Here is a 22,312-nt window from a genome sequence, read left to right as displayed (position 1 = left end):
CGAACGATAGTTGCAGGAAGTTATGCCATGACGGTTGCTTATCTCGGCCTCGGCGCGAATCTCGGGGACGCGCGCCAGACCCTGAAAGACGCGGTGGTGTGCCTCGCACAACAGCACGCCATCACCGTGCTCGCCAAGTCGAGCCTGTATCGCACTGCCCCGATCGACGCGGGCGGTGACGATTATTTCAATTGCGCCGTGAAGATCGAAACGGCGCTCCCCGTGCGGCACCTGCTTGCGCTGTGCCATAAGATCGAGCATCAGTTCGGCCGTGAACGGCCGTTTCGCAACGCACCGCGCACGCTCGATCTCGACATCCTGCTCTACGGCGATCAATCGATCGACGAACCCGATCTGATCGTGCCGCATCCGCGTCTGATCGAACGCGCCTTTGCGCTCGTGCCGCTGATCGAAATCGACGCGGCGCTCATCATCCCGCAGCATGGCCGCGCGGACGGGTTGCTCGCCGGCGTCGCCGATCAGCGTATCGAAAAGGTCAAATCAACCTGCCAGTGTCCGATGCTCAATGCGTTCGCGACAGGCGCCGGCACGGACAGCAAAGGCCGCTGCGAATGAATTCTCCACCGCTTACCGTCACCGCGCCGCATCTGCGGCCTCCGTTCGGCTATCTCGCGATCGAAGGGCCGATCGGCGTCGGCAAGACGTCGCTCGCGCGGCGCCTCGCGCAACGCTGGTCGATGCAGGAAATGTTCGAGCGGCCGCAGGACAATCCCTTTCTCGAACGCTTTTATCGCGACACCACGCGTTACGCATTGCCCGCGCAGTTGCACTTCGCGTTGCAACGCGCTCAGCAGGCGCAGGAAGTGAGCGTGGCGCATGTGTCGGGCACGCCGCTGATCGCCGACTTCATGACGCAGAAGAACGACATCTTCGCGCGTCTGACGCTGCAGGAGGACGAGTGGCACCTGTATCGCGCGCTCGCCGCGCGGCTCGAGGTGAGCGCGCCGGCGCCGGACTTCGTGGTCTATCTGCAGGCCAGTCCCGAGGTGCTGTTCGCGCGCATTCAAAAGCGCGCCGTGCCGATGGAACTGCAGATTTCCGATGCGTATCTGCACGCGCTGTGCGACGCGTACAACGAGTTCTTCTATCACTACGACAGCACGCCCGTGTTGACGGTCAACGCCGAACATCTGAATCCGCTCGACTCGGACGCGGACCTTGCGCTGCTCGCCGAACGCATCGAAACCATGCGCGGCCGCAAGGAATTCTTTGTCAAAGGCACGTCGCTTTAAGCGGCTCGGCCACCTCTTTTTCCAACGGATTGACCCATGACCTATTTGCAGGATGCGAGCCGGAACGCCATCACCGTGCCGAAACTGCAGGCAATGCGCGATGCCGGCGAAAAGATCGCCATGCTCACGTGTTACGACGCGAGCTTCGCCGCGTTGCTGGATCGCGCGGGCGTCGACGTCATGTTGATCGGCGATTCGCTCGGCAACGTGTTGCAAGGTCAGACGACCACATTGCCGGTGACGTTGGCGGACATCGCGTATCACACCGCGAGCGTCGCGCGGGTGCGGCCTTCGGCGCTGGTGATCGCCGACTTGCCGTTCGGCACCTACGGCACGGCGGAAGATGCCTTCCGCAGTTCGGTGGAATTGATGCGCGCCGGCGCGCAGATGGTGAAGCTCGAAGGCGGCGAATGGCTGGCGGACACGGTGCGTTTTCTGGTCGAGCGCTCGATTCCCGTGTGCGCGCACGTTGGGCTCACGCCGCAGTCGGTGCACGCGTTCGGCGGCTTCAAGGTGCAAGGGAAAACCGAGGCGGGCGCGAGCCAGCTGCTGCGGGATTCGCTTGCGGTGCAAAATGCCGGCGCGCAATTGATCGTGATCGAGGCGGTTCCGACGCTGCTCGCGAGCGAAGTGACGAAACAACTGCGGATTCCGACGATCGGCATCGGCGCGGGTCTGGATTGCTCGGGTCAGGTGCTGGTGCTGCACGACATGCTGGGCATTTTCCCCGGCAAGCGGCCACGCTTCGTGAAGGATTTCATGCACGGCCAGCCGAGCATTCTGGCCGCGGTGGAAGCGTATGTGCGCGCGGTGAAGGACGGCTCGTTTCCTGGGCCTGAGCACATGTTCTGATTTGACTGTCGCGGCTCGGCGGTTCGGTCGCCGAGGCCGCGGTTTGTTTTTGCGGACGCGCGCGGGTGGCTCCGCGTTCCGGCTCTAGCGGACGATCCGCGCCGGCAACGCGCCGCGCAACGCGTTGCATATCAGTAATGCTTCGGCGTTCAGCACGTCGGCCCGCGTGAGTATTTTTTCAGCCGCTCGCAGGCCCGAATCCTCTTCCAGCAATACGCTTCGCATCACGCCGGGCAGCACGCCCGACGCGAGCGGCGGCGTCCACCACCGCCCTGCCAGCTTCAGAAAGACATTCGAGCGGCCGCCTTCGGTCAACTCGCCCCGCTCGTTGAAAAACAGCGTGTCGAATGCGCCCTTCGCTTCGGCTTCACGCCAGCCTCGATCGTATTCGGCCCGGCGCGTGGTTTTGTGGCGCAGCAGCGCGTCGTCGGCTCGTGTGGCGGGAAAATTGTGGTCCGGGCCGAGCAGTACGCCGACCGTTTGATCGGAGTCGGAGCGGGCTAGCGGCGTCAGCACCGCGGCGGTGATGTGAATCGCGCCGTTTTTGCTCAATGCGAGCCGCATGCGGTGCGGGGTTTGCGGCGGCAGCGCCTCGCATTTCGCTGCAAGCTGCGCGCGAAGTTCGCTTTCCTCGCCGAGTCCGAAGCCCAGCGCCGCCGCGCTCGACGAGAGCCGCGCGAGATGCCGCGACAGATATCGCACGCCCTCTTCCCGCGTCGCGTGCATCGTTTCGAATAGCTCGAAGCCAGGGTCGGCGCCGGTCAGGAAGCGCGCCTTCAATTGGCATTCCGCATATTCGTCGGCGGGGACGCTGTCGAGCACGATGCCCGCGCCGATGCCGAGCTTGCCTCGCAGTTCGGCTGACCGGGCCGTCGTCGGGTTGAGAACCAAGGTGCGGATCGCGACCGACAGGCAGAAGTCGCCGCAGGCGTTTTCGCACGCGTCGGGATTCGATGCAGACGACGTGGCGGCCTCGTCGTGGCCAGGCGCCGGCGCATCGAGCCAACCGATCGCCCCTGTGTAAAGACCGCGCGGCGTGCTTTCGAGCTCGTCGATCAACTGCATCGTGCGATGCTTCGGCGCGCCGGTGATCGAGCCGCACGGAAACAGCGCGCGCATGATTTCGGCGAACGAGGTGCCCGCGCGCAACGTTGCCTGCACCGTGGATGTCATTTGCCAAACCGAGGCATATGGCTCGACGGAAAACAGTGCAGGCACGTTGACGGACCCCGTTTGCGCGACCCGCGAAAGATCGTTGCGCAGCAGGTCGACGATCATCACGTTTTCAGCGCGGTTTTTCGGATCGTTGCCGAGGAATTCGGCCGCGGCGCGATCGGCCGCCGGATCGTCCGAGCGCGACGCCGTGCCTTTCATCGGCCGGGCGCGCAACGTGGAACCTGCCTTTTCGATGAAAAGCTCCGGCGAGCACGACAGCACCCAACGATTGGCCGGCAACGCGATCAGCGCGCCGTACCGAACCGGCTGCCGGGTCCTCAAGCGCCGATAGAGCGCCGCGGGCGAGCCGAACACATCGAAGCGGAGCCGATAGGTGTAGTTCACCTGATAGGAATCGCCCGCGCGCAAGGCGGCATGGATCGCGTCGATCGCCTGGTTGAATTGCGCCGCATCGACGCTCGCGCTCACGTTGGCCGTGCCCGCCACTGAGGGCTCAAGCGCGCCGCCATCGCGCGCCATGAGCCACGCGTCGACCTCGTCGCGCGAAAGTTTCTCGCAACGTTCGAACAATAAAAAACACAGCGCGGCATCGCCACGCTGCGTTTTCATGAAGTGCCGGGACTTCCCGTCGAGAAGCAGATTACGGCCGAATTCATAGTCGGCCAGCACGATGGCATGCAATCCGCGCCGGCTCTCGGCAGCCACGGCTTCACACACGGCTTCGAGCTGCGCGGAATCCGCACAAACGAGCTCATGCGAAAAACCCGTGTAGAGACGGCTCGAGCGCCACGCCGCCGTCGCGTCGCAATCGTCGAGCAATGCGAAAACCGCGTCGCGCTCATCCGCCGTCATGCTGACCGCCAAAATCAAACCGCCATCAATCGAAGAAGCTCTTCACCCGGTCGAACCAGCTTTTGCTTTGGGGACTATGCCGCGCGCCGCCTTCCACCAGCGCCTTCTCGAACTGCTGAAGCAACTCGCGCTGCGACTCGGTGAGCTTGACCGGCGTTTCCACTTGCACGTGCACGTACAGATCGCCGGCAATGCTGGAACGCAGCCCCTTGATACCCTTGCCGCGCAGACGGAACGTCTTGCCCGACTGCGTGCCCTCCGGCACCGTGAAGCTGGCGCGCCCCGCCAGCGTGGGCACTTCGATCTCGCCGCCGAGCGCCGCCGTGGTGAAGGGAATCGGCATCTGGCAATGCAAATCGTCGCCGTCGCGTTCGAATACCGAATGCTGCTTGATGTGAATCTCGACGTACAGATCGCCCGACGGACCGCCGTTGATACCCGGCTCGCCGTTGCCGGCGGAGCGGATGCGCATGCCGTCGTCGATACCTGCCGGAATCTTCACTTCGAGCGTCTTGGTTTCCTTCACCTTGCCGGCGCCGTGGCAGTGGGCGCAGGGCTCGGGAATATAGGTGCCGGTGCCGTGGCATTTCGGGCAAGTCTGCTGGATGCTGAAAAAGCCCTGCGACATGCGCACCGCACCGGAGCCGCTACAGGTCGGGCAGGTTTCGGGCTTGGTGCCGGGCTTCGCACCCGAGCCGTGACAGACTTCGCACGATACCCAGCTCGGCACGCGAATCTGCGTGTCGTAGCCGTGCGCGGCCTGTTCCAGCGTGATTTCCATGCTGTAGCGCAGATCCGCGCCGCGATAGACCTGCGGGCCGGCCCGGCCGCCACCGCCGCGTGCTGCGCCGCCGGCCGCCTGACCGAAGATGTCGCCGAAAATATCGCCGAACGCATCGGCAAAACCGCCGAAGCCCTGCGCACCGGCTCCGCCCATATTCGGATCGACGCCGGCGTGGCCGTACTGATCGTACGCGGCACGCTTTTGCGAGTCCGAGAGCATTTCATAGGCTTCCTTCACCTCCTTGAAATGCCCTTCCGCATCCTTGTTGTCCGGATTGCGGTCAGGGTGGTGCTTCATCGCAAGCTTGCGATAAGCCTTCTTGATTTCGTCGTCGCTCGCGTTCTTCGCAACGCCCAGAACCTCGTAGTAATCCCGTTTCGCCATATCGGTTCAACGCCACTCGCGCAATACGGCGCGGTGGCTCCTCTTGAATGCTGGAGTCTCACGACTCGTCCGGCCGCTGTTCACGCCGCTTTCAGGCGGCTAAAACAACGCCCTCCATAAAACAAATGTGCCCGGAGAGCCCAAAAGGCTCGCCAGGCGAGATAACCGCTCTTGCACGTTCGCGAGACCAGAACGGCTCGGTCCCTTGTGCAGCCGGGCCGCACACATCGCTGTGTGCGGCTTTACGGTCGAAATGCGACCTGGCTTTAGTCTTTCTTGACTTCCTTGAACTCAGCGTCGACCACGTCGTCCTGCTGCTGGCTCGCGCCGCCCGCCGATGCACCCGCGCCAGCCGCGCCCGCTGCCGCCGCTTCGGCGCCTTGCGCTGCCTGCATGTCGGCGTACATCTTCTCGCCCATCTTCTGCGAGGCCGTGGCTACCGCTTCGATCTTGGCTTCGATCGTCGCCTTGTCGCTCGAACCGCTCTTCAGCGCCTCTTCGAGCTCCTTCAACGCGGTTTCGATCTTTTCCTTCTCGGCGGCTTCCAGCTTGTCGCCGTATTCGGTGAGCGCCTTCTTCGTGCTGTGGACCAGCGCGTCGCCCTGGTTGCGGGCGTCGGCCAGCTCACGCAGCTTGTGATCTTCTTCCGCGTTCGCTTCTGCGTCCTTCACCATCTTCTCGATCTCAGCTTCGGACAGACCCGAGTTCGCCTTGATCGTGATGCGGTTTTCCTTGCCGGTCGCCTTGTCTTTCGCGCCGACGTGCAGAATGCCGTTCGCGTCGATGTCGAAGCTCACTTCGATCTGCGGCGTGCCGCGCGGCGCCGGCGGAATGCCTTCGAGGTTGAACTCGCCCAGCAGCTTGTTGCCGGCCGCCATTTCGCGTTCGCCCTGGAACACCTTGATCGTCACGGCGCCCTGATTGTCGTCGGCCGTCGAGTAGACCTGCGCGTGCTTGGTCGGGATCGTGGTGTTCTTGTTGATCATCTTCGTCATCACGCCGCCGAGCGTTTCGATGCCGAGCGACAGCGGGGTCACGTCGAGCAGCAGCACGTCCTTGCGGTCGCCCGACAGAACCTGGCCTTGAATCGCGGCGCCAACGGCCACGGCTTCGTCCGGGTTCACGTCGCGGCGCGGATCCTTGCCGAAGAATTCCTTAACCTTTTCCTGCACCTTCGGCATGCGGGTCATACCGCCGACCAGAATCACGTCGTCGATTTCGCCGACCTTCACGCCCGCGTCCTTGATCGCCACGCGGCACGGTTCGATCGTGCGCTCGATCAGCTCCTCGACCAGCGCCTCGAGCTTCGCACGCGTGATTTTCAGGTTCAAGTGCTTCGGACCCGACGCGTCGGCCGTGATGTACGGCAGGTTGATTTCGGTTTGCTGGCTCGACGACAGCTCGATCTTGGCCTTTTCCGCCGATTCCTTCAGGCGTTGCAGCGCGAGCACGTCTTTCGACAGATCGACGCCTTGCTCTTTCTTGAACTCGCCGATGATGTAATCGATGATGCGCTGGTCGAAGTCCTCGCCGCCGAGGAACGTATCGCCGTTCGTGGACAGCACCTCGAACTGCTTTTCACCGTCGACATCCGCGATTTCGATGATCGACACGTCGAACGTGCCGCCGCCCAGGTCGTACACCGCGATCTTGCGGTCGCCCTTCTCGTTCTTGTCGAGGCCGAATGCGAGCGCGGCCGCGGTCGGCTCGTTGATGATGCGCTTCACTTCGAGACCGGCGATGCGGCCTGCGTCCTTGGTTGCCTGACGCTGGCTGTCGTTGAAGTACGCGGGAACCGTGATCACCGCTTCGGTGACCGGCTCGCCGAGGTAGTCTTCAGCCGTCTTCTTCATCTTGCGCAGCACTTCCGCGGAGATTTGCGGCGGCGCCAGCTTCTGCTCGCGCACTTCGACCCATGCGTCGCCGTTATCGGCCTTCATGATCTTGTACGGCATCAGGCCGATGTCTTTCTGCACTTCTTTTTCTTCGAAGCGGCGGCCGATCAGGCGCTTGACCGCGTACAGCGTGTTCTTCGGGTTCGTGACCGACTGACGCTTCGCGGGCGCGCCGACGAGAATCTCGCCGTCTTCCATGTAAGCGATGATCGACGGCGTGGTGCGCGCACCTTCCGAGTTCTCGATCACCTTGACCGAATTGCCTTCCATGATCGCCACGCACGAGTTGGTCGTGCCGAGGTCGATGCCGATAATTTTGCCCATTTTTACTAATCTCCTGACTTTGATCGCTGCGGAAAGCGCCGTTTTTGCCGTGTGGCGGTCAGGCGCTCCGCTCTCAATTCATAACCTGCACTCAACATAAGTGCGTCCGCATCGTTTTCAAGACCTCTTTTGCGATGCGGTCTTTAATTTTTTTCAATCAGCCGAACTTTCGTCCGAATTCGCGCCACTGCCGTGTGACGACGCGGCACCGCTCGCATTGGCCGCCCGGATCTTGTCCCGCGCGGCCGCGACCGCCGCCTGGAACTGCCCGAGGCCGTGCCAGCCGGTCGCCCGGCCGAGCCGCTTGCCGCGGTGAAAGAAAAACCAGGTGGGCACGCCGTGAAGCATGAAGCGACGGCCCAGTTCACGATGCTCGTAGACGTTGCTGTGAAACCATTTGAGCCCGAGCGCGCGAATCGCGTCGGGCTGCGCCAGCATGGCCTTCTTGGCGATCTCGCAGTTGAAGCAGTCGAGCCCCCAGAAAAACACCACGGCCAGTGCGTCCCCCGCTTCCGCGAGCCCGGCGTCGAACGATGCGGCGCTGAGTTCCCGCATGTCGAACACTGTGAAGGCGGTGGCGTCGACGGGAATGTTCGTCATGACGGCGGCTATGCGAAACGGCTGACCAGAACCCCGCGACGCTTACTTCGGCGCCGCGACGGTCACGAGCGCCGGGCGCAGCACGCGGTCGGCGATCACGAAACCCTTTTGCAGCACCGCGACCACGGTGTTCGGCTCCTGGTCGGCCGGCACCATCGAAATCGCCTGATGACGGTGCGGATCGAACTTCTCGCCAACCGGGTTCAAGGCGACGACGCGGCCCTTCTCCAACGCGCCATTGAGCTGGCGCAACGTGAGTTCGACGCCTTCGCGCACCTTCTGCAGATCGTCGGACGAGTGGGCAACCGCCGCTTCGAGACTGTCGACCACCGGCAGCAAATGCTCAGCGAAATTTTCGATTGCGAATTTATGGGCCTTGGCCACGTCTTCCTGCGCACGGCGGCGCACGTTCTCGGTCTCCGCCTTGGCCCGCAGGAAGCTTTCCTGCAACTCGGCGATCTTCGCCTCGGCTTCGGCCAGCGCGGCTTGCGCGGCGGCTGCGGGCGCCTCGGCGGCGGCGCCCGCGGCTGCCTCGTCCTGTTGCGGAGCAGTTGCCTCGGGAGCCTCTGCGGCCTGGCGCGCGGCTTCGTCGGCGGGCGTGGGATTCTGGCTCGTCGGGTTCTCTTGCGTGTTTTCCATGTCGCTGAAAGTCGTTAAAAAGTAAAAGCCAACGGTGGTGGCGGCGCCCAACAACCGGTGCCATTCGTGCGTTGCAATATTGCGACAACAACCGGGCGCGGATTGGGCGCGTCACCGCGTATCGCCACCGCAGATGGGGCCGGAAAGACCCGTTTCAAGCGCCTCTGCCCGAACTTTTCACGCCGCTGACGCGTGGCGGAAATGCGCCGTTACAACCATTGGATCGGCGCAATCAGATTGAGATTGAGTGCGACCAACAAGTGGCCTATGCTCCAATAAAGCATCGGAAAAGACGTGTTAACCCTAGTCTGACAAGCGCCTTTCCGACATTTTTCAAATTCCAACCGAAACGCCCGTTTCTATCCTGCAACGTCCCGAGGGGAGTACCGTGAAACTGACCTTTGCAATCTCGGTGGTCGCCTTGGTACTGATTGCAGGCACCACGACCATCTGCATGTCCGGCGCTGTCAACGATCGCACGACCGAATACGGCGGCGTGAACGCGACCTTGGAACAACTGTTCTGTTTAACCGCCACCTGACAATTTGTCGATAGTGCGCCGGTCGCGCTTGGTCGGCCTGCCGTGCAATGCGGCGGCCGGTTCGCGATACGTCTTGCGCCGTTCCTGCTCGGCCTGCCGCTTTACCTTGCTCTCACCGGTTTCCGCATAAAGCGTCTGCGCGACGCTCGCGGGGCCGCGCACGTCGCACACGCCCAGCACTTCCACCTGCCACACGATCCGTTCGATCTCGATCTCGACCAGATCGCCGACCCGCACGTCCTTGCTCGGCTTGACGGTCGCGCCGCCGATGCGCACGTGCCCCTTGTCGACCGCGTCCGCCGCCAGCGAGCGCGTCTTGAAGAAGCGCGCCGCCCACAGCCATTTGTCGATGCGCAGCCTCGCGCCCGGTTCAGTGGAGATCCTGTAATTCATGAGCCTCGGTCAAGCCCCTGTCGTATGCGGCACCGGCACCGCCTGCACCGGCCAGCCTTGCAAATTCTGCGCGACGATTTCGCCGAGCGCCGCGATCCACGCTTGCGACGCATTCAGGCAGGCGATCCGGTGAAACTCCTTGCCGCCCGCATGCAGGAACTCGTCGCGCACTTCCATGCCGATTTCCTCGATGGTTTCCAGGCAATCGGCGGTGAAGCCTGGACAGAACACGTCAGCACGCCGCACGCCCGCCGCGCCCAATTCCTTCAGCGTGGGCGCAGTGTACGGCTGCAGCCATTCGGCCTTGCCGAAGCGCGACTGGAAAGTAATGCGGCATTCCACCGGCGTCAGTTCGAGCGCCTGCATCAACAAGGCGCCGGTCTGCTGGCATTGCTCGTGGTACGGATCGCCGAGATCGAGCGTGCGCTTGGGCACGCCGTGAAAACTCAGCACCAGCTTGTCGCCCGCCGCGAAGTCAGGCCGGCCATGCTGATGCCAGTATTGACGCACCTGCGCGGCGAGGGCGGCAATATAGGCCGGATGGTCCGCGTAATGCCGCACCGTGCGGATTTCCGGCTGGTTGCGCATGCGCTTGAGAGCCGAAAAAGCATCGTCGAACGCGGTGGCCGTGGTGGACGACGAGTATTGCGGATACATGGGCATGAGCAGCACGCGCTCGGCGCCCGCCAGCTTCAACTGGTTCAGCATGGCCGGAATGCCGGGCGTGCCGTAACGCATCGCGTAGTCGACCAGCACCGTGTAATCGTTCAATTGCAGCAGATGGCGCAACGCCTCCACCTGCTTCTCCGTATGCACGCGCAACGGCGAGCCCTCGGGCATCCAGACCGCCGCGTATTTCTTCGCCGACGCCCGGCCGCGCAACGGCAAGATCAGCAGACGCAGAATCACCTGCCAGAGCAAGGCGGGAATCTCGACCACGCGGGGATCGGACAGGAACTGCGCCAGATAGCGGCGGACCGCGCGCGGCGTCGGCGCGTCCGGCGTGCCGAGATTGATCAGCAGCACGGCGACACGATGTGACGTGGCGTTCTGTGAAGGCCGCTCGAGGTCGAAGCGCATAGGCAGGAGGGGTAACCGCTTTGGGCGGAAAGTCGGTTCAGGTGGGATTCATTATAGCGGCGCGGTTCCCGGCGAGGTCCGCCGGAGACCCCTGGCCATTCGGCCAATTGGCAAGCCGGGCGCCGTCGCGCATCATGTGCGGCACGAACCTCCGCGGCCGCGATGGGCGGCCGTGTTACTGCTGGCTGAGGGTGAGGGAAAGCAGACGCGCCGTGATATCCACGATCGGGATCACGCGGTTGTAGGCCATGCGGGTCGGCCCGATCACGCCGAGCGTGCCGACGATCTTGCCGTTCACCTCGTAGGGCGCGGTGACGACGCTCATTTCCTCGATCGGCACCAGGTTCGACTCGCCGCCGATGAAAATCTGCACACCCGCCGCATGGCTCGACACGTCGAGCAATTGAAGGAGGCTTGTCTTTTGGTCGAACACATCGAACAGCTTGCGCAAGCGCGCCATGTCCGAGGACAGATCGGCGACTTCCAGCAGGTTGCGCTCGCCGGAAATCAGCACGGTCTCGCCGGTGTCGGCTTCATCCGTGCTGGCGGTGACGGCGGCGTGCATCAACGTGGTCATGTCGCCGCGCAGTTCGTCGATTTCCTCGCGCAGACGGCGGCGCACTTCGTCGAACGACAGGCCAGCGAAGTGCGCGTTGATGTAATTCGACGCTTCAACCAGTTGCGACGGCGAGAAGTCGCGCTGGGTGGCCATGATGCGGTTCTGCACGTCGCCTTCCGGCGTCACGATGATGAGCAGGATGCGCTTGTCGGACAGGCGCATGAATTCGATCTGCTTGAACACATGGCTGCGCCGCGGCGTGAGCACCACGCCGGCGAACTGCGACAGATTGGAGAGCACGCTCGCCGCCGCGGCGACGATTTTCTGCGGTTCGCCCGCCTGCAGCGTAGTCTTGACGGTACGCATCACGGCTTCTTCGTCCGCGGCGGATTCCACCGTCAGCATCGTATCCACGAAGAGCCGGTAGCCGCGCGGAGTAGGAATGCGGCCCGCCGACGTATGCGGACTGATCACGAGCCCCAGGTCCTCGAGATCGGACATCACGTTGCGGATCGTGGCCGGACTCAGTTCGAGGCCGGAATAGCGTGACAACGTGCGCGAGCCGACCGGCTGACCTTCGGCGATGTAGCGCTCGATCAGCGTTTTGAGGAGGGTTTGTGCGCGAGGATCTAGCATGACGGAAAATTTTAGCTCAATGACAGCGCTACCGCGAGCGCTAACGGCGCCCGCCCCTAACGGCCGCGCCGCAAGCCGGCGGGACGGCGTTTCGCATTCGCTGCGGCGCGCGTGCCAGCCCGCGGTTCGGCGCTTCGTCCAGCGTTCTTGCGCCCGCGCGATCCAGTGGCGGCGCGAAGTCCATCGCTCGGTACAGCGCCTCGCCGGCCGCCAGTCCGACGAATCCGACGGCAGCGCGCCGCCGCACTTTACCCGGCGCGCATGTCATCAAGGCTTCACCATTCTAACGACAATCGCGCGATACGCTGACAGCCCGCTCCAGCCGGCCCGCCACCGGGTCTGTCTGCGGTTCTTTTCAGGCCCCACCTATGGTGTAATGCCGGCATGCAAGTAACCAGCCAGTTCAAGACCGTTGCGCTCGTCGGGCGCAACAACACGCCGGGCATCGGCGAGCCGCTGACCGAGCTCGCCGCGTGCATCGCGAAGCGCGGCTTCGACGTCGTGTTCGAAGCCGAGACGGCCGCTGAAATCGGCATCACCGACTACCCGGCGTTGCGTCCCGCCGAGATCGGCGCGCGCGCCGACGTCGCCGTGGTGCTGGGCGGCGACGGCACCATGCTCGGCATCGGCCGTCAGCTCGCGCCTTACCGCACGCCGTTGATCGGCATCAACCACGGGCGGCTCGGCTTCATTACCGACATTCCGATCTCCGACATGCGCGAGACCGTGCCGCAAATGCTGTGCGGCAACTTCGAGCGCGAGGAACGCATGCTGCTCGAAGCGCGCATCATGCGCGGCGGCAACCCGATCTATCACGCGCTGGCCTTCAACGACGTGGTGGTGAACCGCAGCGGCTTCTCGGGCATGGCGGAACTGCATGTCTCGGTGGACGGGCGCTTCATGTACAACCAGCGTTCCGACGGCCTGATCGTCGCCACGCCGACCGGCTCGACCGCTTACGCGCTTTCTTCACAAGGGCCGATCCTGCATCCGCAGTTGCAGGGCATCGTGCTGGTGCCGATCGCGCCGCACGCGCTGTCGAACCGGCCGATCGTGCTGCCGGACGATTCAAAGGTGAGCATTCAGATCGTCTCGGGCCGCGAAGTGAACGTCAATTTCGACATGCAGTCGTTCACCTCGCTCGAACTGAGCGACACGATCGAAGTGCGCCGCTCGCGCCATACCGTGCCGATTCTGCATCCGGTCGGCTACAGCCATTACGCGACGCTGCGAAAGAAGCTGCACTGGAACGAATACCCGTCACACGAAGAAGACGACAAACCCTGAGCGGCCGGCAATCACTGGAACGCGAACGCCGCCGCTGCCGAACCCTGAATCTCACGCTCACCAGACGACCTCCATGCTTCGCCATCTCTCGATACGCGACTTCGTCATCGTCGCCGCGCTCGATCTCGAATTCGACAGCGGCTTTACCGTTTTCTCCGGCGAAACCGGCGCCGGCAAGTCGATCCTGATCGACGCGCTGGCGCTCGCGCTTGGCGCGCGCGCCGATGCGAGCGTGGTGCGCACCGGCGAGAGCCGCGCCGACATCACCGCCGAGTTCGAGACGCATGCGCAAGTCGAGCAGTGGCTCGACGAGCAGGCGCTCGGGGCCACCGCCGACGACGGCCAACACGGCGGCACGGTGATGCTGCGGCGCGTGGTGGACGCGAATGGCCGCTCGCGGGCGTTCATCAACGGCACGGCGGCGACGCTGGCGCAACTGCGCGAAGTCGGCGAAATGCTGGTGGATATCCACGGTCAGCACGCGCATCAATTGCTGATGCGGCCGGACGCGCAACGCGAACTGTTCGACACGCACGCGGGTTTGACCGAGACCGCCGCGTCGGTAACGCGGGCGTGGCGCACGTGGCGCGAAAAGGTTCAGGCAGTCGAGCACGCGCAAACGCGCGACCGCGAGTTGCAACTGGAGCGCGAGCGCCTTGCATGGCAGCTCGCCGAACTGGACAAGCTCGCACCCCAGCCGGGCGAATGGGAGGAGGTCAACAGCGAGCATCGGCGGCTGTCGCATTCGGCCAATCTGATCGACGGCGTGCAAGGCGCGCTCGCCGCGCTGTCCGAATCGGACGAGGCGATGATCACGCACCTTGCGTCGATCATCTCGAAGATGCGCGACCTGGCCGAGATCGATCCGGCGCTGAACGACGTGCTGGCCGCGCTCGAGCCGGCCGAGATCCAGTTGCAGGAAGCGGCGTATTCGCTCAGTCATTACGCGCAAAAGCTCGAACTCGACCCGGACCGTCTCGCGCAAGTCGAAAAGCGTCTGGACGCATTGCATTCGGCCGCGCGCAAATTCCGCTTGCAGCCCGAAACGCTGCCCGAGGAACACGAAGCGCGCCGCGCGCAACTGGCCGCGCTCGACGCCGCCGCCGATCTCGATAGCCTGCACGCCGCCGAAGCCCAGGCCCGCGAAGCCTTCCTGGCCGAAGCGAAAAAACTGTCGAAAGCGCGCGCCAAAGCCGGCAAGGCGCTCGGCGCGGCGGTCACCACCGGCATGCAGGAACTGTCGATGAAAGGCGGCAGCTTCGAGGTGGCGCTGGTGCCGCTACCCGAAGGCGGCGCACATGGACTCGAGCAGGTGGAGTTCCGCGTCGCCGGTCATGCCGGCGTGCCGCTGCGGCCGCTCGCGAAGGTTGCCTCAGGCGGCGAACTGGCGCGCATCAGCCTCGCGCTGGCGGTGATCGCGAGCGCCGCCAGCCCGACGCCCACGCTGATCTTCGACGAAGTGGATACCGGAATCGGCGGCGGCGTCGCCGAAGTGGTCGGGCGTTTGCTGCATCAACTCGGGCAAGCGCGCCAGGTGTTGTGCGTGACGCACTTGCCGCAGGTCGCGGCACGCGGCGACCATCATTTCCAGGTGGCGAAGGCGGGCAACGGCAAGGGCGGCACGGTCAGCAGCGTGATCTCGCTCGACAAGGCGAGCCGCGTGGAAGAAGTCGCGCGCATGCTTGGCGGCCTGGAAATCACCGCGACCACCCGCAAGCACGCGAAGGAAATGCTGGCGGCGTAGCGTAATTGTGCGAGGACAGGGGAATCGCAGCGGCGCACCGAACCGCCCCCCCCAGCCAACGCAGCGCCTTACCCCTCACCCGAACACCCGCTTCCACAGCGCCAGCACCGCCTTCCGTTCGGCGGCAACCAACGCCGGATCGACCCGCGCCTTCTCCATCCCGTCCAGCCGCAGCTTGTGCTGCAACTTGCGGTAAGTGCGATAAGCCGCGCCGACCGTCTCCGCTTCCGCCTCGCTCATCAAGCCAAGGCCCGACACTTCGCGCAGCAGCGCGATGTTGCCGGTGTTGCGGATCAGCGCGGGATCGCTCGCCGCGTGCAACAGCACCCAGTACTGCACGGCGAATTCGATATCGACCATGCCGCCGCGGTCGTGCTTCAGATCGAACAGCGGCGTGGGGTTCGGATGCCCCGCCTCGACGCGCTCACGCATCTCCACGATCTCGTTCGCAAGCGGCGCGGCTTCGCGCTGCGTCGTGAGCACCTGTTCGCGGATCGCCTCGAACTTCGCGCCGATCTCGGCATCGCCCGCGCAGTACCGCGCGCGGCTCAATGCCTGGTGCTCCCAGACCCAGGCGGTATTCGCCGCGTCGCCCTCGCGCAACTGGTAGCGGCGGAACGCGTCCAGATCGGTAACGAGCAGACCCGACTCGCCGTTCGGCCGCAAGCGCAAGTCGACGTCGAATAGCGTGCCGGCGCCGGTCGCGGTCGTGAGCCATGTGATGAGGCGGCGGGTATAGGTGGAATAGACGTCGGCTGCGGCATCGTCGGGATCGTCGTAAAGGAAGATCACGTCGAGGTCGGACGCGTAGCCCAGTTCCTTGCCGCCCAGCTTGCCGTAGGCGATCACCGCGAAGCGCGGCGCCTCGCGGTGGCGTTTGGGCAACTGCTTCCAGACCGCTTCGAGCGTGACGTCGAGCACGGCGTCGGCGAGTTCGGACAGGCGGTCGCTCACATGCTCGACGCTCAGCTTGCCCGCGAGGTCGATCAGCAGGATACGAAACACCTCGGCCTGGTGAGCGTGGCGCAATAGATCCATCTGCTGCTCGACGCCGTCGGCGGCGGCGAGGCGCACGCGCAGCGAGCGCTTGAACTCGGGCCAGTCGAACGGACTGTTGATCGCCTCGTCGTCCAGCAGTTCGTCGAGCAACTGGGGATGCCGGATCAGGTAGCCCGCGGCCCAGCGCGAGGCGCCCAGCACCGACAGCACCTGGTGCAGCGCTTGCGGATATTCGGTCAGCAACGCCAGATACGCGCCGCGCCGGCCCACCGCCTCGAGCAGATCGAACAGGCGCGCCACCGTGTCGCCGCGCCGCTCGGGCGGCTCCAGCGTGCGAGCGGCATCGAGCGCGCGCTGCGCGACGATGTCGAAGCGTTGCCGGCTGCGCTCGGCCAGCCCCGCATAACGCGACGACTGCCACACCCCGCGCAGCCGCGCGAGCAATTCGCCCGGCTCGGCAACGCCGAGTTCGGTGAGGCGCGCCCGCAGGGCATCTTCCGCGCTGTCGTCGGCGAGCGCGCTGCTCCACACCCACGCGGCGGCGCCGTCTTCGGGCGCGCCGCAGCCGTCGCGGCCGCTCACCTTGTCGGCGAAAATCTGGTCGAACTGCTGCTCGACGAATTCGCGGTGCGCGTCGAGCTTCGTCATCAGCGCGGCATAACTATCGCAACCCATCGCGCGAGCGAGCGCCGCGCGCTCCTCGGCATCGACCGGCATCGCGTGGGTCTGCGCATCGTTGCGGTACTGGAGCCGATGCTCGAGTTCGCGCAGGAAGCGATAGGCCTGCGAGAGCTTCACGCAGACCGCCGAGTCGATCAGCCCATGCGTGGCCGCATAGCGCAAGACGGCAAGCGTCGGCCGCACCCGGAAACCGGCGTCCTGGCCGCCGCGAATCAACTGAAACACCTGCGCGCTGAATTCGATCTCGCGGATGCCGCCGCGCCCGAGCTTGATGTCGTCGGCCTTGTCCGGCCGCATCGACGCACGGCGCTGCGCCTCCTGGCGAATCTGCAGATGGAGCGCGCGAATCGCGCTGATCACGCCGAAGTCGAGATAGCGCCGATAGACGAACGGCGTGACGATCGCGTCGAGCTGCTTCTGCAATCGCCGCGCCGCGTCGCTCGCGCCTTCGGACACGAGCCGGCCCTTGATCCACGCATAGCGCTCCCACTCGCGGCCCTGCACGTAGAAATACTCTTCGAGCATGCCGAGACTGGAGACGAGCGGCCCCGAGTCGCCGTTCGGCCGCAAGCGCATGTCGACGCGGAACACATAACCATCCGCGGTGACTTCGGCGAGTGCGCCGATCAGGCGCTTGCCGAGGCGCGTGAAAAAATCCTGAGTGGGGATCGGCGCGCGCTGGCCGCCCGCGGTCTCGCCGTCCTCTTCGTAGACGAAGATCAGATCGATGTCCGACGACACATTCAACTCGCGCCCGCCGAGCTTGCCCATGCCCACGACGCCGAGCGCAAGCCGCTCGCCTTGCGGTCCGCGCGGCTCGCCGTACAACGTTTCCAGTTCGGCGGACAACACCGCGAGCGCGCGCTGGATCGTCGTCTCCGCCAGATCGGTCATTGCCCCGGTGACTTCGGCGACGTCCGCCTCGCCGGTCAGATCGCGCTCCATCACGGCGCAGAACACCTCGGTGCGCAACTGCCGCAAGGCCCGCTTGAGCGCGTCCTCGCTCAACGGAGCGCCGCTCGCGCCGGCGGCTTCGGCGCACAGCGCGTCAAAGCGCGCGTCGATGCGCTCACGGGTCAGCGGCATGGCGGCAAGCGCCGCCACGTGCGCCGCGAGTCGCGGACGGGCCGCCACCGCACGCGCCGCGTAATGCGAATAGTTGGAACTCAGTAGTGTGGCGTCAGTCATCAAGGATCTGGCTCGCTCGTTGCTTGATTAGCGTGGTTCAGTTCATCGCGGCACACGGTTCCGGCGTCCTTGCGAACGTCGCGAGGCGCATGCAGACTGGCTTTGCAGGAAGTACTGCCGACGCTTGCCCGTGTGTTACATTTCGTCGTTAATTCGCAAAACTACCATACGCCCACCCGCCGCAGCATGCCCGAGCGAAACGAATCCGCCGACCCGCACGAAACCGGGCAGGTCCGGCCTGCGAGCGGAAGCGATCACGTCGTGCTGCGCCGGACCTTGCATGTCGTCCTTGCGCTCGCCCTCGTTCTCTACTTCATTGCGACGGGTCTGTTCCTCGGTTTGCGCTATGTGGTGTTGCCGCGTGCCGATTCGTTCCGGCCGCGCATCGAAGCCACCGTCTCCGAGAAGCTGCATGCGCAGTTCACCATCGGCAAGCTCGCGCCTCTCTGGAGCGGCTTTCAGCCCGGCCTCGACATCACCGATCTCGTCATTCGCGACCGCGAGGGCAAACCGGCGCTGACGATTCCGCACGCCACCGCCACGCTCTCGTGGAAGTCGCTCTGGCAGTTTCGTCCAGCGCTCTCCAGCCTGATCGTCGACAAGCCGGACGTATTGGTCTCGCGCGCCGGCGACGGCGTGCTGTCGGTGGCGGGCGTGCCCGTGCCGACCCGGCATAGCGGCAACGCCACGTTGACGACCTGGCTACTGCGGCAACAGGCGATCGTCGTGCGCGGCGGCGTGCTGCGCTGGCGCGATGCCCAGCGCGACGCACCGGAACTCGCGCTGCGCGACATCCGCATCGCGATTCTCAACGACGGCTACGATCACCGGCTGGCGTTGCAGGCTCCCGCCGACGGCCAGGTCCTGCGCGGCCCGATCGACTTCCGCACGAACTTCAAACACGCGCGTCTCTCCGAGATCGGCGCGCCGGTCAACTGGAAGGGCCAGGTGTATGTCTCGACGGGCCCGGTCGATCTGCCGATGCTCGCGCGCTATGTCAAATTCCCGATCGAGACGTTTGCCGGCCGCATCGACAACGCGATCTGGGCCGACTTCGCCGACGGCCGCATGAAGGCGGCGAGCGGGCAGTTGGCCGGCACGGACGTCGCCCTGCGAGTGCGCCCCACACAGCCCAAGCTGCTGCTGCCGGTTGCTCATTTTTCATGGCGCCTCGAAGCCGACCAGGGCGACTACAAGCTGCAATTGAACGACCTGCACGCCGAGCTCGGCCAGCCGCCGCTCGACGACGGCACCTCGCTCACCCGCATCCTCGCGCTGTCGACGTTGAGCGGACGCTTTCGCACCGCCACGCAGCAGCGCGGCCAGTTGCTCAGCGTGAGCGGCGACCGCGTCGACCTGGGCATCCTCGCCGAATTCAGCCGCGCGCTGCCGCTGCCGCGGCGCCTGCTGAACGGTCTCGTGCGCTTCAATCCGCGCGGGCTGGTCGCCAATTATGTGATCGAGGTCGAGCGCGGCAAACCCGAATCCGGCGAGGCGGGCAGCGACCATCTCGCGAGCGGGACCGAGCCGATCGAGCGCTATCGTTTCAAGGGCGACCTGCAAGGCATCAGCGTGGCCGCGCAGGAACCGCCGCCGGGGCTCACGCTGCGCAATCACCCGCGCGCGGGCATACCGGGCATCGAAAACCTGTGGGGCAGCGTCGATGCGGACGAAAAGCGCGGCACCGCGATACTCGACACATCCAACGTCGCGATCACGCTGCCGGGCGTGTTCGACGATCCGCGCCTGAAGTTCGACCGTCTGCAAGGCCGCGCCGACTGGACCATCACGCCGAAGGCGCCCGGCGAAAACCACCCGGCCTTTGCCGTGAAGGTGGCCCATCTCAGCGTCGCCAATGCGGACGTCGCGGCCAGCGCCACCGCCGACTACAGCAACCCCGGCCACGGCCGCGGCGCGCTCGACCTGAAAGCCGACTTCGAGCGCGCGCAGGTGACGCGCATCGTCCGCTATCTCCCGACCAGCATCAGCGAGAAGCTGCGCATTTATCTCGGCCATGGGCTGCAAGCGGGCGTATCGAAGGGCGCGACCATCGAGGTGCACGGCGATCTGACCAGGTTCCCCTACTCGCGCGACCCGGAGGCCGGCATCTTTCATATCGTCGCGCCGTTCAAGGGCGGCAAGTTCGATCCCTCGCCGTACCCGCCGCGCACGATGAAAAACGGCACGCCGAACGTGTGGCCGCCGCTCGACGGCATCGACGGCGTGTTCGAGTTGAGCCAGAACATGTTGCGCTTCGACATCGACCGCGCGCATTACAAGCAGGTCGCGCTGATGGGCGTCAACGGCAAGATCGACGATCTCGGCACCAAGGCGTCGAACCTGGTCATTCAGGGCGACGGCCGCGGGCCGCTCGCCGACATGCTCGACTACGTCAACGAAAGCTCGCTCGGCATCATGGCGAAGCACGAAACCGAGAAAGTGCGCGCCGAAGGGCCGGCGTCGCTCGCGCTCAAGCTGACGGTGCCGCGCACGCCGAAGCCGCATATCGCCGTGGAAGGCGCGGTCGGTTTCCAGAACAACCGGCTGACGGTCGAGAACGTGCCGCCGCTGTCGCGACTGAACGGCAAGGTGCGCTTCACCGAATATACGGCTCAGGCGGATCGGCTCTCCGGCCAGTTCCTCGGCGGCGACGTGCATGCGAGCGGCGGGCTGAAAAAGGACGGCACCTATGCGCTCGACCTCGGCGGCCACATTGCCGTCGATGCGGCGCGCGATCTGAATCTGCATGGTCCGGCCGCCGAGGTGCTCGCGCGCATGAGCGGCAGCGCGCCGTATGCGCTGACCGTGCGCGGCGCGAAAGGCCGGTTGCCGGACGTGACGGCGAACTCCGACCTCACCGGTCTCGCGCTCGACTTCCCCGCGCCGTTCAACAAGCCGGTCGGCACGCCGATGCCGTTGCGCTTTGCCGTCAGGCCGTCGGCGGCGCCGGGCGAGACCGGCCTGGAACGCGCCGATCTCACGTTCGGCCCGGTCGCCGCCGCCTACCTGCTGGGCTACCAGCCGAAGGCGGCGCCCACCGTCGTGCGCGGCGCGATCGGCGTCAACAAGCCTGCGGAGTTGCCGTCCGAAGGCGTGATCGCGGCCGTCGACGTCGAGGCATTCGACGCCGACGCCTGGCGCGCGCTCGTGGCGCAGATGCGCAACAAGGAAGCACCCGCCGCCGCGCCGCCGGCCGCGCCGAACCCGATCCTCACGCAGTTCCTGCCCAACCGCTTCGCGCTGCACATCGGCACGCTGACGCTGCTCAAGCGCCACTGGGACAGCGTGATCGTCGGCGCGTCGCATGCGGACGGCAAATGGCAGGCCAACATCGCGTCGAATCAGGTATCCGGCCACGTGTCGTGGCTGCCGGGCCCCAGCAAGGAATCGCCGGGCACGCTGCAGGCGCGCTTCGCGCGCGTGGTGATTCCTTCGGTCGCCGACAAGGACCTGCTCGGCCAGGCGATCTCCGCTCCCGCGCAGAACATGCCGTCGATCGATCTGGTGGTCAACGAGTTGATCTTCCGCGATCGCAACGTCGGCCGTCTCGAAGTGAACGCGCACAACTTCGACGAGGACGGCGTGCCGGTCTGGCAACTCGACAAGCTCGGCATCACCAACGCCGCCGCCACGCTGACCGCCACCGCGAACTGGCGCACCTCGACGGGCCTCGGCAGCGCCGCCGACGAAACGACGCCGCGCCGCACGGTGTTCGATTTCAAGCTCGACATCAAGGACGCGGGCGCGCTGCTCGAACGCTTCGGCCAGCCGCGCACGCTGAAGTCGGGCAGCGGTTCGCTCTCCGGCAAGATGGTGTGGCGCGGCGGCCCGACCGCCATCGACTATCCGACGCTCAACGGCAACCTGGCCGTCGATCTGCGCCACGGGCAGATTCTCAAGGTCGACCCGGGCGTCGCCAAGCTGCTGGGCGTGCTGAGTCTGCAAAGCCTCGCGCGCTTCGCCACGCTGAATTTCCGCGACGTGATCGGCGAAGGTCTGCCGTTCGAACACGTGACCGGGACCGCCCAGGTCCGCAACGGCATCGGCCGCACGGAGAACTTCGAGATGGTGACGGCGCCGGCTCGCGTCGACATGAAGGGCTCGGTCGATCTCGCCCAGGAGACGCAGAATCTGCACGTTCAGATCGTGCCGACGGTCAGCGCTGGCGCCGCCGTGATCGCCGCGACCGTGATCAATCCGCTGCTCGGCCTGGGCGCGCTGGTGGCCGATCTGGCGTTCAGCCAGTCGATCTCGCACGCGTTTTCGCGGGAGTACGCGATCACCGGTTCGTGGTCGAAACCGCACATCGAGCGGGTGAAGGGCGATCGCGGTAAGATGGACGCTCCGGCTTCGGCCGTGCAAGCGCATTGAGCTTTATTCGACCCCTCGTTCGGCCGAAAAAACCAGGCGCCGCGCCGCCCGGCCGCAGCCAGCCTTGAACGACG

The 22,312-nt window shown here is 65.2% G+C and carries 16 protein-coding genes; 7 read left to right on the top strand and 9 right to left on the bottom strand.

Annotated features, from left to right (window positions below; genetic code table 11):
• Positions 1-27: 27 nt before the first annotated feature.
• Genes folK through panB form a run of 3 tightly spaced genes read left to right on the top strand, consistent with a single transcriptional unit; the run spans position 28 to position 2,105 of the window.
• Positions 28-576: a 2-amino-4-hydroxy-6-hydroxymethyldihydropteridine diphosphokinase gene (folK, locus tag ACOCG7_RS33305; protein WP_083084550.1), complete on the top strand. Its 549-nt coding sequence runs from the start codon at positions 28-30 to the stop codon at positions 574-576.
• A complete protein-coding gene (locus ACOCG7_RS33300) occupies positions 573-1,253 on the top strand; it encodes a deoxynucleoside kinase (RefSeq protein WP_073428199.1) in 681 nt (226 codons plus the stop codon). The genes folK and ACOCG7_RS33300 overlap by 4 nt, the downstream gene beginning before the upstream one ends.
• Positions 1,254-1,289: 36 nt before the next feature.
• Positions 1,290-2,105, top strand: a complete 816-nt coding sequence (gene panB / locus ACOCG7_RS33295; RefSeq protein WP_073428200.1) for a 3-methyl-2-oxobutanoate hydroxymethyltransferase — start codon at positions 1,290-1,292, stop codon at positions 2,103-2,105.
• An 84-nt stretch (positions 2,106-2,189) separates the two neighbouring features.
• On the opposite strand, the gene pabB is transcribed toward panB, so the two are convergent.
• From pabB to grpE, 5 genes are all read right to left on the bottom strand, one after another.
• Positions 2,190-4,133, bottom strand: coding sequence for an aminodeoxychorismate synthase component I (pabB, locus tag ACOCG7_RS33290; protein ID WP_073428300.1), 1,944 nt, complete (start codon positions 4,131-4,133; stop codon positions 2,190-2,192).
• A gap of 25 nt (positions 4,134-4,158) precedes the next feature.
• Positions 4,159-5,301, bottom strand: coding sequence for a molecular chaperone DnaJ (dnaJ, locus tag ACOCG7_RS33285; protein ID WP_073428201.1), 1,143 nt, complete (start codon positions 5,299-5,301; stop codon positions 4,159-4,161).
• A 266-nt stretch (positions 5,302-5,567) separates the two neighbouring features.
• On the bottom strand, positions 5,568-7,520 hold the full coding sequence (gene dnaK / locus ACOCG7_RS33280; RefSeq protein WP_073428202.1) for a molecular chaperone DnaK: 1,953 nt from the start codon (positions 7,518-7,520) through the stop codon (positions 5,568-5,570).
• A gap of 153 nt (positions 7,521-7,673) precedes the next feature.
• Positions 7,674-8,120 carry a thioredoxin family protein gene (locus ACOCG7_RS33275; RefSeq protein ID WP_073428203.1) on the bottom strand — a complete coding sequence of 149 codons (447 nt, stop codon included), beginning with the start codon at positions 8,118-8,120 and terminating at the stop codon, positions 7,674-7,676.
• 42 nt (positions 8,121-8,162) lie between these two features.
• Entirely contained in the window at positions 8,163-8,759 is a 597-nt protein-coding gene (gene grpE, locus ACOCG7_RS33270; RefSeq protein WP_073428204.1) for a nucleotide exchange factor GrpE, read from the bottom strand.
• Positions 8,760-9,147: 388 nt separating this feature from the next.
• Between grpE and ACOCG7_RS33265 the strand changes: the two genes are divergently transcribed.
• Positions 9,148-9,300: a hypothetical protein gene (locus ACOCG7_RS33265; RefSeq protein ID WP_167363274.1), complete on the top strand. Its 153-nt coding sequence runs from the start codon at positions 9,148-9,150 to the stop codon at positions 9,298-9,300.
• Here the strand turns inward: ACOCG7_RS33265 and ACOCG7_RS33260 are convergent.
• The 3 genes from ACOCG7_RS33260 to hrcA all read right to left on the bottom strand — a co-directional run bounded on the left by ACOCG7_RS33260 (position 9,286) and on the right by hrcA (position 11,968).
• Positions 9,286-9,693, bottom strand: a complete 408-nt coding sequence (locus ACOCG7_RS33260; RefSeq protein WP_073428205.1) for an RNA-binding S4 domain-containing protein — start codon at positions 9,691-9,693, stop codon at positions 9,286-9,288. The two genes, ACOCG7_RS33265 and ACOCG7_RS33260, sit on opposite strands and share 15 nt — an antisense overlap.
• 9 nt (positions 9,694-9,702) lie before the next feature.
• The gene (gene hemH / locus ACOCG7_RS33255; RefSeq protein WP_083084556.1) at positions 9,703-10,773 is read right to left on the bottom strand and encodes a ferrochelatase; all 1,071 of its coding nucleotides are present in this window, start codon (positions 10,771-10,773) and stop codon (positions 9,703-9,705) included.
• 175 nt (positions 10,774-10,948) lie between these two features.
• Entirely contained in the window at positions 10,949-11,968 is a 1,020-nt protein-coding gene (gene hrcA, locus ACOCG7_RS33250; protein WP_073428207.1) for a heat-inducible transcriptional repressor HrcA, read from the bottom strand.
• Positions 11,969-12,352: 384 nt separating this feature from the next.
• Here hrcA and ACOCG7_RS33245 point away from each other — a divergent pair, with 384 nt between their 5' ends.
• A complete protein-coding gene (locus ACOCG7_RS33245) occupies positions 12,353-13,255 on the top strand; it encodes an NAD kinase (RefSeq protein WP_073428208.1) in 903 nt (300 codons plus the stop codon).
• 73 nt (positions 13,256-13,328) lie between these two features.
• On the top strand, positions 13,329-14,999 hold the full coding sequence (gene recN / locus ACOCG7_RS33240) for a DNA repair protein RecN (RefSeq protein WP_114161909.1): 1,671 nt from the start codon (positions 13,329-13,331) through the stop codon (positions 14,997-14,999).
• A gap of 75 nt (positions 15,000-15,074) precedes the next feature.
• Here recN and glnE read toward each other — a convergent pair whose 3' ends face one another.
• Positions 15,075-17,867 (bottom strand): bifunctional [glutamate--ammonia ligase]-adenylyl-L-tyrosine phosphorylase/[glutamate--ammonia-ligase] adenylyltransferase, encoded by a 2,793-nt coding sequence (gene glnE / locus ACOCG7_RS33235; RefSeq protein WP_114161908.1) that lies wholly within the window; start codon positions 17,865-17,867, stop codon positions 15,075-15,077.
• A 186-nt stretch (positions 17,868-18,053) separates the two neighbouring features.
• Here glnE and ACOCG7_RS33230 point away from each other — a divergent pair, with 186 nt between their 5' ends.
• Positions 18,054-22,238 (top strand): YhdP family protein, encoded by a 4,185-nt coding sequence (locus ACOCG7_RS33230; protein ID WP_114161907.1) that lies wholly within the window; start codon positions 18,054-18,056, stop codon positions 22,236-22,238.
• Positions 22,239-22,312: the final 74 nt, after the last annotated feature.

Source organism: Paraburkholderia sp. DD10, from assembly GCF_049177125.1.
Classification (GTDB): Bacteria; Pseudomonadota; Gammaproteobacteria; order Burkholderiales; family Burkholderiaceae; genus Paraburkholderia; species Paraburkholderia terricola.
This window is presented reverse-complemented; position numbering and strand designations above follow the sequence as displayed.